The sequence below is a fragment of the Ruania zhangjianzhongii genome (assembly GCF_008000995.1).
Taxonomy (GTDB): Bacteria; Actinomycetota; Actinomycetes; order Actinomycetales; family Beutenbergiaceae; genus Ruania; species Ruania zhangjianzhongii.
This window is the reverse complement of the sequence record NZ_CP042828.1, coordinates 4,965,349-4,982,148: the sequence shown is the minus strand read 5'-3', so window position 1 is coordinate 4,982,148 and position 16,800 is coordinate 4,965,349. Positions and strand designations below refer to the sequence as shown.

Annotated in this window: 12 protein-coding genes; 3 read left to right on the top strand and 9 right to left on the bottom strand. The window is 66.8% G+C overall.

Annotated elements, in window-relative coordinates:
- Nucleotides 1-349: 349 nt before the first annotated feature.
- On the top strand, nt 350-1,339 hold the full coding sequence (locus FU260_RS22995) for a glycine betaine ABC transporter substrate-binding protein (protein WP_168211916.1): 990 nt from the start codon (nt 350-352) through the stop codon (nt 1,337-1,339).
- A 210-nt stretch (nt 1,340-1,549) separates the two neighbouring features.
- Here FU260_RS22995 and FU260_RS22990 read toward each other — a convergent pair whose 3' ends face one another.
- The 3 genes from FU260_RS22990 to FU260_RS22980 form a co-directional block, all read right to left on the bottom strand.
- Nucleotides 1,550-2,038: a hypothetical protein gene (locus FU260_RS22990; protein WP_147919171.1), complete on the bottom strand. Its 489-nt coding sequence runs from the start codon at nt 2,036-2,038 to the stop codon at nt 1,550-1,552.
- A gap of 127 nt (nt 2,039-2,165) precedes the next feature.
- Nucleotides 2,166-3,452: a calcium:cation antiporter gene (locus FU260_RS22985; RefSeq protein ID WP_147919170.1), complete on the bottom strand. Its 1,287-nt coding sequence runs from the start codon at nt 3,450-3,452 to the stop codon at nt 2,166-2,168.
- A 121-nt stretch (nt 3,453-3,573) separates the two neighbouring features.
- A complete protein-coding gene (locus FU260_RS22980) occupies nt 3,574-4,206 on the bottom strand; it encodes a DNA polymerase ligase N-terminal domain-containing protein (RefSeq protein ID WP_147919169.1) in 633 nt (210 codons plus the stop codon).
- Between the two features lie 220 nt (nt 4,207-4,426).
- Between FU260_RS22980 and FU260_RS22975 the strand changes: the two genes are divergently transcribed.
- Nucleotides 4,427-6,049, top strand: a complete 1,623-nt coding sequence (locus tag FU260_RS22975) for a glycoside hydrolase family 28 protein (RefSeq protein WP_147919168.1) — start codon at nt 4,427-4,429, stop codon at nt 6,047-6,049.
- Between the two features lie 16 nt (nt 6,050-6,065).
- Here FU260_RS22975 and FU260_RS22970 read toward each other — a convergent pair whose 3' ends face one another.
- A complete protein-coding gene (locus FU260_RS22970) occupies nt 6,066-7,079 on the bottom strand; it encodes a LacI family DNA-binding transcriptional regulator (RefSeq protein ID WP_147919167.1) in 1,014 nt (337 codons plus the stop codon).
- Nucleotides 7,080-7,249: 170 nt separating this feature from the next.
- Here FU260_RS22970 and FU260_RS22965 point away from each other — a divergent pair, with 170 nt between their 5' ends.
- Nucleotides 7,250-11,314 (top strand): glycoside hydrolase family 2 TIM barrel-domain containing protein, encoded by a 4,065-nt coding sequence (locus tag FU260_RS22965; RefSeq protein ID WP_147919166.1) that lies wholly within the window; start codon nt 7,250-7,252, stop codon nt 11,312-11,314.
- A 62-nt stretch (nt 11,315-11,376) separates the two neighbouring features.
- Here FU260_RS22965 and mqo read toward each other — a convergent pair whose 3' ends face one another.
- The 5 genes from mqo to FU260_RS22940 form a co-directional block, all read right to left on the bottom strand.
- Nucleotides 11,377-12,846 carry a malate dehydrogenase (quinone) gene (gene mqo, locus FU260_RS22960; RefSeq protein ID WP_187368347.1) on the bottom strand — a complete coding sequence of 490 codons (1,470 nt, stop codon included), beginning with the start codon at nt 12,844-12,846 and terminating at the stop codon, nt 11,377-11,379.
- Between the two features lie 95 nt (nt 12,847-12,941).
- A complete protein-coding gene (locus FU260_RS22955) occupies nt 12,942-13,700 on the bottom strand; it encodes an SDR family NAD(P)-dependent oxidoreductase (protein ID WP_147919164.1) in 759 nt (252 codons plus the stop codon).
- A gap of 2 nt (nt 13,701-13,702) precedes the next feature.
- A complete protein-coding gene (locus FU260_RS22950; protein ID WP_147919163.1) occupies nt 13,703-14,992 on the bottom strand; it encodes a TRAP transporter large permease in 1,290 nt (429 codons plus the stop codon).
- A complete protein-coding gene (locus FU260_RS22945; RefSeq protein WP_147919162.1) occupies nt 14,989-15,540 on the bottom strand; it encodes a TRAP transporter small permease in 552 nt (183 codons plus the stop codon). Before FU260_RS22945 ends, FU260_RS22950 begins: the two co-directional genes overlap by 4 nt.
- Nucleotides 15,537-16,538: a C4-dicarboxylate TRAP transporter substrate-binding protein gene (locus FU260_RS22940; protein WP_147919161.1), complete on the bottom strand. Its 1,002-nt coding sequence runs from the start codon at nt 16,536-16,538 to the stop codon at nt 15,537-15,539. The genes FU260_RS22945 and FU260_RS22940 overlap by 4 nt, the downstream gene beginning before the upstream one ends.
- Nucleotides 16,539-16,800 lie beyond the last annotated feature (262 nt).

Here is a 16,800-nt window from a genome sequence, read left to right as displayed (position 1 = left end):
CGCTCGCCGGCGGGCGGCGGCTACGGACCGTGGCTTGTGTCCTACCCGGGTCTAGGCGCTACGATGCACCGATTGTTCGCAAGCGGCCGGGGGGCCCCGCGCGTACACGGAGTCCCCATGCCTTGATACCTGCTCATGCTTGGACTCCGTGATGACGTATTCTTCCGATCCTTCTCGCCCGTACGGCGCTGGCCAGCCGGGGCCGTACCCGGCTCAGCCAGCACCGGGATCGTGGCCAGCTCAAAGCGCCCCGACGTCCGGCCAGCCGCCGCCCGGCCAGCCAGCGCAGAGCGCACCACAGCGCGGTCCGGCGTCACCCCGGACAGGACTGCGTACCTGGCACGTGGTCGTGGCCGCGGTCGTCGCTCTGGTGCTCGGTGGCATCGGCGGGTTCGCTGGTGGGTTCTACGGTCTTGGCGGTGGGGTCACCGGGTCCGAGGTCGAGGCCATGGGGGACCGCATCGTCGAGCTGGAGCGCCAGGTCACCGACCTCGAGGAGGAGCTGGCAGCTGGCGGAGGCGGCGGTGACGACGCCGGTGACGCGGGTGATGCCGGTGGCGCACCGGTGCGGATCGGGGTGCCCGCCGGCTGGCAGGAGACCGTGGCCGCTTCCCACGTGTGGGCGCAGGTCCTGGAGGAGCTCGGCTATCAGGTCGAGGTGCAGGAGGTTGCGGATATCGCCGCTGTCTACATGGCGTTGGCCAACGGAGACCTGGACATGACCCTCGGTGCATGGGGCGAGGAGAGTCAGAACTACATCGACCAGAACAGTGCCGACCTGGAAGACCTGGGCAGCTGGTTCGATGAGGCCCGATTGGGAATCGCGGTGAACGAGGATGCTCCGATCACCTCGCTGACCGAGCTGGCCGACCATGCTGACGAGTTCAACGGCGAGATCGTCGGCATCGAAGAAGGCGCAGGTGTGGTGCAGTGGACGAACCAGGAGGCGGTGCCGGCCTACGGCTTGGAGAGCATGACCGTCCAGACCGGTTCGACTGAGGACATGTTGCTCAGTGTTGCTGAGGCGATCGACGCCGGTGAGAACGTGGCTGCGACGTTCTGGTCCCCGCACTGGGCACTCGACGAGCTGCCGATGCGCCTCCTGGAGGACCCGGAGGGTGCCTATGGCGAACCCGCGTCCATTCATGCCTATGGCACGGCCGGCTTCTCCGCGGACCATCCCGAGCTCGCCGACTGTCTGACCGAGATCTCCCTCACGGCAGAGCAGATGAACTCGATGGTGAACACGGTGGTCGGTGGCGACGGTCGGGCCGACCCCGATGCTGCCCAGCAATGGCTGGCGAACAACTCCGACGTCGTCTGCGACGCACTCGCCTGACCAGCGGCCTCAGTCGCAGCCGCAGAACGGCGGGATCGACCCGAGTGCCACCGGCTGCCGCGGGCCGCACCCACCGCCCGGTTGCGGGCGCGTTGGCCCGTCCCCGGCATCCAGGTGGCCAGCCAGGCATCCACGTGCAAGCGGACGCCTGGCTCGCCAGCGGATTCCGACGGTGGGTGGTTGCGGCGATCCCCAGGCTGGGGAGCGGGGTCAGTCAGCGGAGTTGGCCGAGGGCGCGGACTGGGCGCTCTGTGCCGACTGTGCGGACTGGGCCGACTGGGCGCTCTGAGCCGAAGGTGCGCTCTGCGCTGTCTGGGCGCTCTGTGCCGACTGGGCCGACTGTGCCGACTGGGCGGACTGCGCCGTCTGCGCGCTCTGGGCTGACTGTGCCGACTGGGCTGACTGTGCCGAGTGAGCGGACTGAGCCGTCTGCGCGCTCTGAGCCGACTGAGCTGACTGGGCGCTGTGCGCGGTGACCGCAGACGTGGCGCTCTGCGACGCAACGTTCGCCGGGTCTGCCGTCGCTTCGTTGCCGCCTGCATCGCGCACCGTCTCGTTCCCGGCGGTGGTCGTCTGCACGGTCACCGGGGAGCGGTCCGCGGGCGCATCGGTGGTGTCAGCGGAAGCAGCGGCAGCCACACCCGTCACGCCGAGAACGCCGAGGGTGCCGGTCACGATCCACTTGGTACGCGCGTTCATGTCATCTCCTAAGTTCGAGGGAACCCGCTCGGTGCGGGGCCGTTCATGATTAATACTGCGAGGCGTCGATGAGACGAACAGGACAGGAGGATGAGAGAACGTTCATCTATCCCGCTGTCCCTGGCGGTCAGGAGAAGACGGCCAGTCCATACACCGCGAACACCACCAGATGTGCCGCTCCGTGCATGGCTGTGACCCGCTTCGCGGCGAACGTGGTGACCGAGAGGAGCAGGGTGACCCCGAGCAGCAGCAGATTCAGTGGCGACTCGGCCAGCACCACCTGCTGATCGGTGAGCAGTCCGATCACCAGCACCGACGGAATGGTCAGACCCACGGTGGACACCTGGGCGCCATGGCACAGGTTGCTCACTCGCTGGATCTCACCGCTCAGAGCCGCGCGCAGCGAGGTGATCGACTCGGGCAGGAAGACGATCATCGCGATCAGGATCCCGGAGAGGGCGACCGGCGCGCCCAGGCGGCCGAGACCGTCGTCGAGCAGGGTGGCCATGTGGTGGGAGAGCAGCACGATCGGGAGAACGGTGGCGACCAGTAGCCCGATCCGCAGCAGCACCTCGTGCTTGTGCTCAGCGAGCACCTGGGTGATGGCCGGGGCGGGGAGCGCGTGCTCGGCGACGTCGACCGCGCGGGTGCGTTCCGCGTTCTGGTTGGGCCGAACGGGCCCTGTTGCCCCGGTGGACTGTGTTGCCCCGGTGGACTGTGTTGCCCCGGTGGACTGTGTTGCCCCGGCGGGCTGCGCCGTCCCGGTGAGGTCCGCCGTCGGCGTGGTCAGGCGCGGGTCCACCTCGCGGAAGTCGCTGGCCTGCGCCCCCATCTGCCGATAGAGGAAGAACACGTACACCGCCACGGTGAGGACCACGATCGGTAGCTCCTGACTGGGCGTGTACGAGCCGGAGCTACCGATCACTGCCGGTAGCGCGAAGGCGAGCGCGGCGAGCACCACGATCATCGTCAGGTAGGCCGAGGTACCGGTGCGGTTGTGCCGCATACCGCCGTGCTTGATTCCGCCGACGAGCAGCGCGAGCCCGATCACCAGGTTGAGGATGATCATCGAGACAGCCATCACTGAGTCTCGGGCGATTGTGGCGTGCTCCCCGGGGCCGAGCATCACCGCGGAGATCAGGATCACCTCGATGGCCACGATGGAGAGGGTGAGCACCAGCGAGCCGTACGGGTCGCCGAGCCGGCGGGCGAGCTGTTCCGCCTCGTGCACCACGCCGAAGGCGCAGAGCAGGATGACGGCGATGATCACCACCAGCGCGCCGATCAGCAGCGGCGCCGGCACTGGCGGCTGCAGCAGGGAGCCAGTGGCGAGTGCCGCGAGGAAGGTGCCCCAGCCGATGGCGAGGCGGGTGATCGCGGCGGGGGTGAGGATCGATCGAAGTAGAGCGGACATCGCTGATGCCTGAGTTCTACGAGGCCGTCCCCGTTCGCGGGTGTGGCGAAACGGGTCGTCCCGTCCGCTCCCTTTCGCCCGCCAGGATAGCCGTTCTGTCGCCTTCGGGTGGTGAGCCGGCTCACTCCTCCAGGTCGGTGTTGGTGCGCTCGGTCAGTACCGATTCGTTCTGGGTGGAGGTCGGCTTTCGACGGCGGTCCGCACCGTGGTCGTCGACCTTCACCAGCATCCAGTTCGCCTCGTCTCCGCCCATCTTCGTGTGGGTGAGCGCGAACGCGCCGGTGAGCTTCTCGCCATGCAGCTCCACCTTGAGGTGCCCGGCCGCGAGCGACTCCTCGGCGCTGATCCGATCGCCGTCGCGCTCGGTGAGGTTCTCAAACGTGCCGGCGTCCCAGACGATCACCGTTCCCGCGCCGTAACCCGCCTCGATCCGGCCCTCATAGTCGACGTAGTCCAGCGGGTGGTCCTCGGTGCGGTGCGCCAGCCGCTTGTCCGCAGGATTGACCGAGGGCCCCTTCGGCACCGCCCAGGAGACCAGGACTTCGCCGATCTCCAGCCGGAAGTCGAAGTGCAGGTTGGTGGCGGCGTGCCGTTGGACGACGAAGCGTGGCTGATGGCCTGTGTCCGCGTGTCCACCTGTGCCCACGCGCTTGCCGGAGCTCCTCCTGCCGGACGCCGTGCCGGAACCGGACGGCTCGCTGGTGCGAGAGCCGGAGCGCTTGGTGCGGTAGTCGGTGAGCTTGTCCTCAGCCATGGTGTGCCTCTGCCACGAGCGTGGCACCCGACGGTCCGGGGCGCATGGTGTACGGCCGCAGCCTTGACAGCCCGCACCCGTGCACCACTAATGTGAACGCTCACACTGGCGGGGAGGCCCGTGTGCAAGGACTGGACGCCGGCCTCCGACTTCGAGGGAGATGATCGGCGTGACGAAGCGGGCACGATGGTATCTAGCGGCCTGCGTGAGCGCTGCCATGATGGCTTTGTCCACAGTTCCTGCTGCCGCAGGCGGAGGCGGCCCATCGGCTCCCGGCACGCTCGATCACCCCACAGACACCTCGGCCGCCTGGGCCGAGGCCGACGCGATCCGCGAACGGGTTCAGCCGCCGGCGTTTCCGGACGTCGAGGTGAGCATCATCGACTTCGGCGCCGACCCGTCGGGTAGTGAGAAGAGCACGGCGGCATTTGACGCCGCGATCAGTGCGGTGAGCGAGGGCGGTGGTGGCCGCGTGCTGGTCCCCGACGGCACCTTTCTGACCGGGGCGATCCACCTCCAGGACAACGTCGATCTGCATCTCGCCGATGACGCCACGATCCTGTTCAGTCAGGACAAGAATGACTACCTGCCGGTGGTGAAGACCCGGTTCGAGGGCGTCGAGCTCTACAACTACTCCCCGTTCATCTACGGCTACCAGGTGGAGAACGTCGCCGTGACCGGGAACGGCACCATCGACGGCAACGCCGATGCGGACAACTGGTGGAACTGGAAGAACCCGCGGCCCGCCCTGGAGGAGGAGGATCGCCAAGCGCTGTTCCAGATGGGCGAGGAGGGCGTCCCGGTCGAGGAGCGGGTGTTCGGTGATGGCCACATGCTCCGCACCAACTTCATCGAGTTCTACGAGAGCAGGAACGTTCTCGTGCAGGGTGTCACGCTGAACAACTCACCGATGTGGCTCCTGCACCCGGTGCTGTGCGAGAACGTGACGATCGACGGTGTGCACCTGGAGAGCCTCGGGCCGAACAACGATGGAGTGAACCCAGAGTCCAGCAGGGACGTGGTCATCAAGAACACGTTCTTCAACACCGGTGACGACAATGTCGCGATCAAGTCCGGCCGGAACGCCGAAGGTCGACGGATCGGCGTGCCCAGCGAGAACATCCTCATCGAGAACAACTTCATGGAAGCCGGTCATGGCGCGATCGTGATCGGCAGCGAGATGTCCGGCGGCGTGCGCAACGTCTTCGCGCAGAACAACGTCATGGACAGTCCGGACCTGGACCGCATCGTGCGAGTGAAGACGAACTCGGTCCGCGGCGGCGTCGTGGAGAACATCTATGTGCGAAATAACGAGGTCCACGAGCTCGGTGGTGAAGTCGTGTGGGTGGACTTCTACTACGAAGAAGGAGACGTGGGGGACTTCACGCCGACGGTGCGCAATATCTACGTCGAGAACGTCACCAGTGCAGGCGGGTCGTACGGCCTCTACCTGCGCGGATACGAGCGCTCGCCGATCACCAACATCAACATCAGTGATTCGACGATGAACGGGGTCGAGACCCCGATGCTGCTGGAGAACGTTCAGGGATTGCGCCTGACCGACACCGTGATCAATGGCGAGGTGGCCGACGACGTGATCTGCCAGAACACGGTGTGGCTGGGCATCCCGGAGGTGCTGGTGGACTCTGGGGTGCCCGACCGCGCCCTGCCGGACCGTACGTGCCTGTCGGAGCAGTTTGACGAGGACCGCGACTGGGGCCCCCGGTTCCCGGCCCACGTGGCCCGAGTGGCCCAGCAGCTACGACGCGAAGGCGTGATCGAGAACAGCGAACGTCAGGCGCTGACGACCGCTGCGCGGGAAGCCGCCGTCGATCTCGGGTAGCTCAGCGCCGCCGTGCTCAGGTGCTGTCGCGAACCTCGATCGTGTGCGGGACGAGCACCTGGCTCACCGGTGCCTCGGGATCGGAGATCCTCCGTATCAGGAGGTCGAGGGCTGAGGTCGTGATCGCCGCTTTGTCCGGGGTCACCGTGGTCAGCGGGGGAGCGGCGTAGCGGCCCTCGTCAATATTGTCGGCGCCGATGACGGCGACGTCGTCCGGGATCCGCAGACCCCGCGAGCGCAGCGTGTGCATCGCGCCGATGGCGAGCAGATCGGTGTAGCAGTAGACAGCGTCGAGTTCGACACCGCGGTCCAGCAGCTCGGCCATCGCCTTCGCACCGTCGCGGTGGTGATAGGTACTCGTGCGGACCACGAGCCGGGCGTCGTAGCGGATCCCCGCTTGCCGCAGCGCTCGGCGGTAGCCGCGGGTGCGCTGCGGTCCGGTACCACCGGTGCCGCGTTGGTCTCCGATCGCGGCGATGCGCCGGCGTCCGCGTGCCACCAGGTGGGTCGTTGCATCCGCGGCCGCGGCCACGTTGTCGGTCCCGACGTAGTCGACGTCGGCGCCAAGGATGCGCTCTCCGAGCAGCACGATCGGTGTGCTGCCCCGGCGTCGCTCGAAGGTCTCGCGCGTGATCCCGAGCGGGCTGAAGATGATGCCATCCACCATGCCGCGATCTAGTCCGTGCATGACGGCGTTCTCCGACTCCGTGTGGCCCTCCGTCTGCTCGACCAGCACCCGATAGCCGCGGTCACGCGCGGCCCGGGCGAGGTCGTGCACGAGCTCGGCAAAGTAGGGCACACGCACCTCAGGAAGCGCGAGGGCGATGATTCCCGACCGCTGCAGCCGCAGGTTGCGGGCGGAGTGGTTGGGGCGGTAGTCGAGCTCCTCGATAGCCCACTGGACGCGATCCTTCGTGATCGCGCTCACCGGCCGGTTCCCGGAGAGCACGTTCGACACGGTGGTCGGCGATACGCGGGCCAGGTTCGCGACCTCTCGCACGCCGATCTGCGACGGCCTTGACGATCTCACCGCCTCATTGTTCCACCCCGGCGAACCAGAAGTTGCGTAACGTTGTACGTACTTCACGGGTTAATGCCCACAAGCGTTGATATAGCAACGATAGAAGGTTCCAAGCCGGGACGTACAACGAAAAAATCGATGCTTGCGATCTGGGACTTGCGTTGCTAGCGTCGACGCCCATGCACACGCATTCCGTCAACGGACGCCGGAACTCGAAGCTGATCGCCGCCTTCGCCGCGGTCATAGTCACCCTGAGCCTCGCGCTCACCAGCACCCCCAGTGCGGCCATCCCGCCACCGGATCCGATGCCCGATCCGGAAGGTGGCACGACAACCACCGTGACCGGGATGGTTCTCGACGCCGAGGACGGCAGTGGGCTCGCCGGGGCGACAGTGCACGCCTCTCGCACCGGCATCTCGACGCTGACGGCTGCGGACGGCAGCTTCGAGCTGCCGGACGTGCCCGAGAGCAGCGCCCTTGTCGTCGCGGGAATGGAAGGGTACGCATTCAGCTCGACAGCGGTCGAGGACGAGATCGTGCTCGAGCTGAGTGCCGACACCGACCCCGCCCGCGGTGAGTACCCGCGGCCGGACGCGGACCGCCGTCCCTTCACCGACGACCGCTGGCTCAGCCTCGACGGCACCTGGTCCTTCGACTTCGACCCGGAGGACGTGGGTGTGCAGGAGGGCTGGTTCGACCCCGAGCACCCGCTGAGTCACGCGATCCGGGTGCCGTTCGGGTACCAGTCGCTCGCCGCTTGGGGCGAGGAGAGCCTCGCCACCAACGAGATCTTCCGCAGCTATCACAACACTTACCGCGGCACCGTCTGGTACCAGCGCTCCTTCACGGTCCCGGAGGACTTCGGCGCCGACCGCACCCGGCTGCGCATCAATGCGGCCGACTGGGGTGCCGGCATCTGGTTGGACGGCAACGAGGTGCTGCCCTACACCGGCGACGGCAACACCGAGATCTCCGTCGACCTCGGACGGCTCGAGCCCGGATCCACCCACACTGTCGCTCTCCGCGTGGTCGCTCCGCCGACCACGCCAGAGAGCCCATTCCCCCAAGGCAAGCAGACCGGCCAGCCCCGCGATGACGGCGAGACCGGATGGTTCACCGACATCGGCGGGATTTGGCAGTCGGTATGGATCGAGCCCTATGGCGATGCTCGCCTGACCCAGACCCACATCACCCCCGAGCTGACCTTCGAGGGAGACTCGCGTACGCCGTCGGAAGCGTTCGTGACGATTGACGTGGCCGCCGAGGACGTCCGCGGACGGCCACCCGTGCTCGTGACGATCACTGACCCGGACGGCGAGGTGGTGCACTCCCGGGCAAGGGTCCAGCTCGAGGACGGTCGGGGCAGCGTCCGGGTGCCGATCGAGGATGCGCACCTGTGGGAGCCCGACGATCCAGCGCTCTACACCGCGGACTTCCGGTTGCTGGACCAGGACGGGGTCCGCACCTCCTTCGGGATGCGCAGCATCGAACGGGACTGGGCCCCCGGTCAGGAGGGGGAGTATCAGTACATCCACCTGAACAACCGCCCGATCTACGTGCGCGGTGTGCTGGACCAGGGGTACAACCCGTGGGGCGTCTACACCTACACCGGCGTGACGGCCGGTCCGGACCTGCAGACCGGCACCGAGGAGGAGCCTGGCCGCGGGTCGATCCGCTACGACCTGCTGGCGGCCAAGGAGCAGGGCTACAACGTCATCCGCACGCACCTGAAGGTCAACGAGCCGGCCTACTACCACCTGGCGGACCAACTTGGTCTGATGGTCTGGCAGGACCTGCCGAACGCGGGGTGGCTGTCGGCAGGTGACCCCGAGGCCGAAGTGCTGTTCGAGGAGATGCTCACGAACACCATCGAGCGCGACTACAACCACCCCTCGATCGTGATCTGGACGATGTTCAACGAGGCGTGGGGCATCAGCGACGACCCGTGGAACCAGCCGATTCCAGAGGATTCGTGGGACTACGTGGCGTCCATGGTGGAGCGCACCCGCGAACTCGACCCCTCACGCCTGGTGGTCGACAACTCCGCCTGCTGCCAGAACGGGCACGTCGCAGACACCGACCTCAACGACTTCCACTTCTACCTGAACACCTACGAGCAGTGGAAGAACCTGCTCGACCGCTTCGGCGACCAGGTGTACCCAGGCTCGACGTGGAACTTCAACAACGGTGCTCAGAGCGGACAGCCGTGGCTGAACTCCGAGTTCACGCTCGGGCTGGGCAGGTTCCAGCACATCATGAGCACGTTCCGTAGCTATGAACGTCTGAACGGTTACGTCGCTGTCCAGCTGACTGATCAGGAGCACGAGGAGAACACCCCGCTCACCTTCGACCGGCAACCCAACGTGCCGCCGTACCTCGACCACGACGGTAACCCGCGCATCGTGGGGATGCTGCAGGCCGACGACGCGATCGCGATCGTCGGCGAGTCCACGCGGACGGTTGAGGCAGGCGAGACGATCTCCGCTCCGATCAACATCTCGCACTTCAGTGACTACGAATTGCAGGGCGCCACGCTGAACTGGCGCATTGGAGGCCATGACGCCGGCGGCGACTGGGTCGGCAACGCTGCGGAGGGGTCGCTGCAGATCTCGCCCGAGCGGTACACGGTGACCGACGTCGGCACCGTCGAGGTGCAGGCCCCGGAGGAACTGCGCAGTGGCTACCTGTGGTTCTGGATCGATATCGACGGCGAGACCGTGGCTGAGAACTACCTGACCTACGACGTCCCGAACGAGGACCCAGGTGTGTTCTCGCCGCTGGCGCCCACCGACTATGACTGGTCGGGGGGCACCGAGGTGTCGGACGCGGACGGTTCCGACTCGGTCACTGGCTACGGTCGCGGGCACTTCGAGTACGAGATGTCTCTGCCCGAGGGCGTGGAAGAGCACGAGCAGGCCACCCTCGTTCTCGAGGTCGCAGCGGCGCTACCGGACGGCTGGTACGACACCGTGCATGCCAGCGCCGCGCGCCGCTACCCCACGCAGCTGAGCGTCGAGGTGAACGGCACGGAGCAGGCCGCGGAGGTGCTTCCGGACGATCCGTATTCACCGCTCGCCCTCGCGGGCAGGAGCCGGGACTCCGTGGGTGACCACGGCGCCAACTACGGCTACCGGATCGCCGTACCGGTCGACGTCAGCGAGCTCGACGGTGACACGGCGACGGTGCGCCTGACCTCCAGCGGTGGCGGGTTGTCGTTGTTCGGCGAGCGGTCGGGCTTCTACGGGGACCCGCCGCGGTTGGAGCCCGGCGACATCGAGATCCCGGACACGCGGCCCGAGCCCAGCGCGGTCGACGACCGACTGTCGGTCTACCAGGTCGGCGCGGAGATCTCGGGCGCGGACGGCACCGGTCAGGTCGTCGTCGCCGTCGTGAACGACACGGCTGAGACTGTGACAGACGCTCAGGTCCGGTTGTCACCGCCGCGGGACTGGACGACGGAGGCTGTGGACGCCACGACGGTCACGCTCGAGCCCGGCGAGGGTCGGCATGTCGCCTTCGATGTCGCAACCGACCAACCGGTGGACCTGCACACCGAGGCCGATTTCACTGCGACGGTGACCTGGGGAGAGCGCGCGATCCAGGCGATCGCCACCTCCCGGGTGCCGTTCGAGCCGGAGGCTTATCCCGCCGTCGGAGTCGATGATGGCTTCACGACCGACACGAGTGCGGAGTACGAGCTGGTGCAGCCCAACGCGCAAGAGGAGTTGCCGGAGATCACCATCGGTGACGGTGCGCTGGTCGGCGGCGGCAGCGACAAGTACTTCGGCTTCGTGACGCACGAGAGCGGTCCCGACTCTGCCCAGGCCGTGGTGCTCGTGGACCACGAAAGTTGGGCGGGGAACACCACCGGCCAGAACGCGATGTTTGCCGGTTACGTCCAGGACGCGGACAACTACATCGTCGCGTGGACCTCGACGAAGGGTCAGGTCGGCCTGGACTTCCGGCTGGACGGCCAGTTCTCGAACTCGTGCTGCAGAAACAACCTGACACCGCTGCAGGCGGGCGATCGATGGGCTGTGGTGCTCGCGGGCGACGAGGTCCAGGTCTGGTTCGATTACGGCCTCGGGTGGACCAAGGTACGCACGGCCGCGCTACCCGAGGACGCCAACCTCACCGCACCAGGTGCGCTCGACGGCTGGCACTACGCGGCCGGCATGCGTGGCGACGGCGACCAGCACGTGATCGCCGGTATCGAAGGTCGCAGCGTAGATCCCGATGGGTGAGCCGGAGGCCACCAAGCCCGAGGCGGGGGCGGAGCCGTATCGCCAAGCTCCGCCCGTCGTCGCTACACGCCGTCCAGTCCGAGCGCCGCCGCCGTCTCCCGACGGATATCCAGCGCCCACTCTGCGTCGGTGTTCATCGTCCGGCCGAGGGAGGGCACCAGCTCGCGCAGCGGATCGGCCCAGCCCGGATAGCGATCCGGGAACGCCTCCTGTAGCAGCCGAATCATCACCGGCACCGCTGTGGACGCGCCCGGTGAGGCGCCGAGCAGGCCGGCGAGCCTGTTCCCGGGGGAGGTCACCAGCTCGGTGCCGAACTGCAGCCGGCCACGGCCATTCGCGTCCTTGCCGATCACCTGCACCCGTTGCCCGGCGGTGATCAGCTCCCAGTCGCCGTCGTCGGCGGTGGGCATGAGCTTGCGCAGCGCCCGCATCTGCTTGCCGTGGGAGGCGGTGATCTCCCGGATCAGGTAGGTCAGCAGGTCGACGTTGTCCTTGGCCACGTGCAGCATGGCGCCGATGTTCCCGGGCCGGACGGTGCGCAGCAGATCGAGCCGCGACCCGGCCTTGAGGAATCGCGGATCGAAACCCGCGAAAGGCCCGAAGAGCACCGAGCCCTCGCCGTCGACCGTGCGGTGGTCCAGATGCGGGGCACCCATACCGGGGACCCCTTGCTCGGCCCGGCCGTAGGCCTTCACTCGGTGGGTCGCGACCACCTCCCGAGTGCGGGTGCGCAGAAACTTGCCGCTCACCGGGAAGCCGGCGTAGCCGTCCGCCTCCGGGATCCCCGAACGCTGCAGCAGCTGCAGCGATCCGCCACCGGCGCCGACGAACACGAACCGGGCCCGACTGGTGCGAGTCCCGGCCGGGGAGCGGTGGGTGATCCGCCAGCCGTCGCCGTCCTGCTCCAGATCGGTGACCCGGTGGCGCAGATGCAGCTGTACACCGCGGGCGACCTGGGCGTCGATGAGTGCGCGAGCCATCGCGCCGTAGTCGACGTCGGTGCCGGACGCCTCATAGGTGGCGGCGATCGGCTGCTCCGACTCCCGGCCATCCACCAGGGCGCGGGACCACTCACCGATCTGCCCGGAATCGTCGCTGTAGCGCATACCGGCGAACAGCGGCTCCCTCCGGAGCGTGTCGTACCACTGCCGCAGGAACGCGACATTCTCCGCCCCGGCCACGAACGCCAGGTGCGGCATCGGTTGCACGAAGCGTGACGCCGTCGGGAGTTCACCGCTGGCCAGCAGTGCGGACCAGAACTGGCGGGTGATGTGGAACTGCTCGCCGGTCGCGATCGACGTGGACACGTCCAGGGTGCCGTTCGGCCGCGGCACGGCGTAGTCGAGCTCGCAGAAGCCGGCGTGGCCGGTGCCCGCGTTGTGCCAGGCGTTGGAGCTCTCCAGGGCTACCTCGTCGAGCGACTCGAAGATCTCGACCGACCAGTCCGGCTCGAGGCGCTGAATCAGCGCGCCCAGCGTCGCACTCATGATGCCGGCGCCGATCAGGGCGACGTCGGCCGGGGGAGGGCTCATATCCGAAGGGTACCGAGGCGTCATCCTTGGCCGCCTATGCCTGGACCGGCGCACATGAGGTGCTCATCAACGTGTGTCCCTGCCACCGGAGTCCGTCACATGCTCATCCCGCCGTCGATCACGAGGACCGAACCGACCATGAATGTGGCCTCGCGCGAAGCCGCGTAGGTGACCGCAGCCGCGATCTCCTCCGGGGTGGCGAGCCGGCCCAGCGGCTGGCGCTGCTCCAGACGTGCCGCCATCGCCTGCGGGTCGCCGGCGGCGCGGATCTTCTGTTCGAGCGCCGGTGTGCGGGTAGTGCCCGGGCAGACACAGTTCACCCGCACCCCTTCGGCGATGTGGTCGGTGGCCATGGACTTCGTCAGAGCGACGATCGCTCCCTTCGAGGCGGCGTAGACGGCGCGGTCCAGGTGGCCCTTGAGAGCGGCGACCGAGCCGAGGTTGACGATGGTTCCACCACTTCGCCGCAGCGCGGGCAACGCAGCGCGAGCCATCAGGATCGTTCCCTTGATGTTGACATCGAGCATCTTGTCCATGTCCGACGGCTGCGTAGTCTCGACCGTACCGGCAACAACGAGACCAGCGTTGTTCACGAGGACGTCCAGGCGACCGAAGGCCGACAGCCCCTCCTCGACGATCGCCTGGCAGGTCGCCTCGTCCTCGACGTTTCCCGTGGCGAGCGTCGCGCTGCCACCCGTGGCGAGGATCCGATCCACCGTCTCACGTCCGCGCACGGAGCCCGCCGTCGCGTTGACCACGACGTTCGCCCCGTGGGCAGCGAACCTCTCCGCGGTTGCGCGGCCGATGCCGGCGCCGGCACCCGTGACGAGCACGGTCTGACCATTGAAGTCCACGCTCAGCTCCCTGCAGGTCGATAGATGAGGTCGGGCAGCCAGGTCACTGTCTGCGGTACGAAGATGACCAGCACCACCAGTAGCGCCAGTGCGAGCCAGAGGTAGACGGACTGACGGAGGTAGGTGCCCACATCCGTGCGAAACATCTGCACGGTGATCAGCATGACGATGCCGACAGGCGGGGTGAGCAGGCCGAGTGTCAGCGTGAGAATCATGACGATGCCGAAGTGGATCGGGTCGATACCGGCCATCTCCGCCACCGGGACGAGCATCGTCGTCAGGAGAAGGATCAGCACTGTCGAGTCCATGAACATGCCTGCCACCAGCAGCGCGATGACAATGATCGCCATGATGACAGTCGGGTTCTCCGAGATGCCGGTGAGCACTTCCATGATCGTCTGCGGCACCCGGTCCCAGCTGAGGGCGTATCCCCAGCCGCCGGAGAGGACGATCAGCAGCATGATCATGCCGACGTCGTCGATAGTGTTGCTCAACGCCAGCCGAAACTTCCGCCAGCTGATCTCGCGGTAGACCACCAGTCCCACCACCAGCGCATACGCGACCGCGAACGCTCCGGCTTCCGAGGGAGTGAAGACGCCGAAGCGCAGGCCGACGATCAGGATGACGGGGAACAGCAAGGCCCAGATAGATGACAGTCCGGTGCGCAGCACCTCGGTGGGGGTGCCCCGGGTGGGCCTCTCCCGCGGGAGGTTCTGCCGCCGTGCCGTGAACCCGACCGCCCCCATGATCAGCAGGGTCATGACGGCGCCCGGGACGATTCCGGCAACGAAGAGCTTGCCGATCGAGACCTCGCCGAGGGTGCCGTAGAGGATCAGGCCGGTTCCTGGCGGGACCATCGTGGTGATCAGCGCGGAGCTGCCGACGACACCGGCGGCGAAACCTGGTGCATAGGACCGTTCCCGCATGGCCGGGCCGAGTATCCGCCCGAACATCGTGGCGTCACCGATCGCCGAGCTGGTGACGCCGCCCATCATGAAGGCGGACACCGCGTTGACATGGCCGAGGCCGGCACGCATATGTCCGGTGAGTGACGAGGCGAAGTCGAGCAGACGCCGGGTCAGACCCGTCTCGTTCAGGCAGTTCCCGGCCAGGATGAATAGCGGGATGGCAAGGATCGCGAAGTTCTGGGTCTGAGTGAGCGAGACCTGCGCGGGGATGGTCAGGCTGAGGTCGGCGGCCAGGAAGAACAAGAACCCGGAGATACCGATGGCGAACGCGATGGGCATCCCCAGTGCGACCAGAACGAGGAAAACCACGAGGACGAGCGTCATGGCGTGACCTCCCCATGACGGCCGCGCAGGGACTGAATCTGGGAGCGGAGCTTGTGCCCGGTGGTGATCAGCATGAGCAGGCAGCCGATCGGGACGGCCATGGTGACCCAGGTGTAGCTCAGCCAGGGCACGCCGTCGAAGCTGCGGTCGCTCGCGTCCGCCGCCAGCATCGTCCCGGTAATGACCAGTGCGGCGAGTAGCGCCGCCACCAGGACTGTGCAGGCGAGCTGCACCCACCGGCGAGCGACGGCTGGCAGTCGGTCGACCAGAATGTCGATGCTGACCATGCGATCGCGCCGCCAGGCGACATCGGCACCGATGAACACGGCCCACGCGAACGTGAAGGTGGCCAGATCCACAGTCCAGTTCATCGGCGTGCCGACAGTGCGCGCGATCGCCGAGGTGAGGACCAGCGCTGTCATCACCACCACGCACAACTGCGCGAAACGTAGTTCGACCCTGCCCAGGGTGTAGAACAGCCCGCCGGGTCGGCCGCCGGCGCTCTCGTGCGCCGCAAGCTCCCCTCCGCTCTCCTGCGCTGGGTTCATCCCTTGCCGATCTCCGACCAGATCTGGTCACGCGCCTCGGTCAGGCCGAGGGCTTCGTACGCCGCCTCGCCTGCTTGACGGAACGCCTCGAGGTCGGGGTCCTCGTTGATGATCATGCCTTCGGCAAGGAGCTGTTCCTTGATCTCGGCGATCGCGGACTCCATCTGCTCGGAGGTCTCCAGGCCCGCTCGGTCGGCTTCCTCGATGAGAATCTCCTGGTACTCCTCCGGCAGCGAGTTGAACCAGTCGGCACTGACCACCTCGAAGTTCACCAACAGGATGTGGCTGGTCTCCGTGGCGTGATCGGCCACCTCGAACAGGTTCGACGCAGGGATGTTCGCGTAGACGAGCTCCGCGCCGTCGATCGCGCCTTGTTGCAGCCCGGGGTAGACCTCGCCGAAGTCCATCGCGACGGGCTCCGCGCCCAGTGCCCGGATGGACTCCTGCCAGATGGGAGCACCCGGTGTGCGGATACGGAGTCCGTTCAGGTCTTCGGGGGTGTTGATCTCCTGGTTCGTGAAGAAGTGTCGGTGGGTCTGGACCCAGTTGAAGGAGATGACCTTCAGGCCCTGCTCCTCCAGCTCGTCCAGGTATCCCTGCATCGTCTCGCTCTCGCGGAGGGCCTGGACCTCGTCGAGGTTGTCGACGAAGTACGGCGCGTTAACGACTGCGACCTCCTCCACGTACTGGCCGAGCCGCGCTGCATCCGTGTTCTGCCCGATGTTCGCGCCGCCCTGGATCTGCTCGATGATGTCTTCTTCAACACCCAGCTGCGCGGACGGGTACACCTCGATGGTCAGGCCGCCGTCGGTGCGCTCCTCCACGGCCTGAGCCCAGCTCTCAAAACCCTGATGAAACGGTTCGCTCTCGGCCAGGACGTGGTTGAAGCGGAGGTTGTACGAGTCGTCCCCACCTCCGCTGTTGCTGCAGGCGGTGAGTAGCAAACTGGCGCCTAAGGATGCGATTAGTAGTATCTGTGCTGGTCTGCGACGTTGCATGATCCGTACTCCTCCAGTGCAGGTCGGGCTCATTTCGAACGGTGTTCTCGTTGCCGAGACGGCACATTTTCATTGCAGCGCCGCGGATATGTCCAAAAGCCGACGATGCCTCCGGCGATCGACATTGAACTGCGTGTCGTTATGCTGCCACGGTCCGACTGGCAGCACAAGTACTCTTATTGGTGGCGTGGCAGCAATCCCCGTACAAGGACGGTGCGATCTGGTATCGATGGGTGTCAGCCGGGAGCCCAGGAACGGGCAC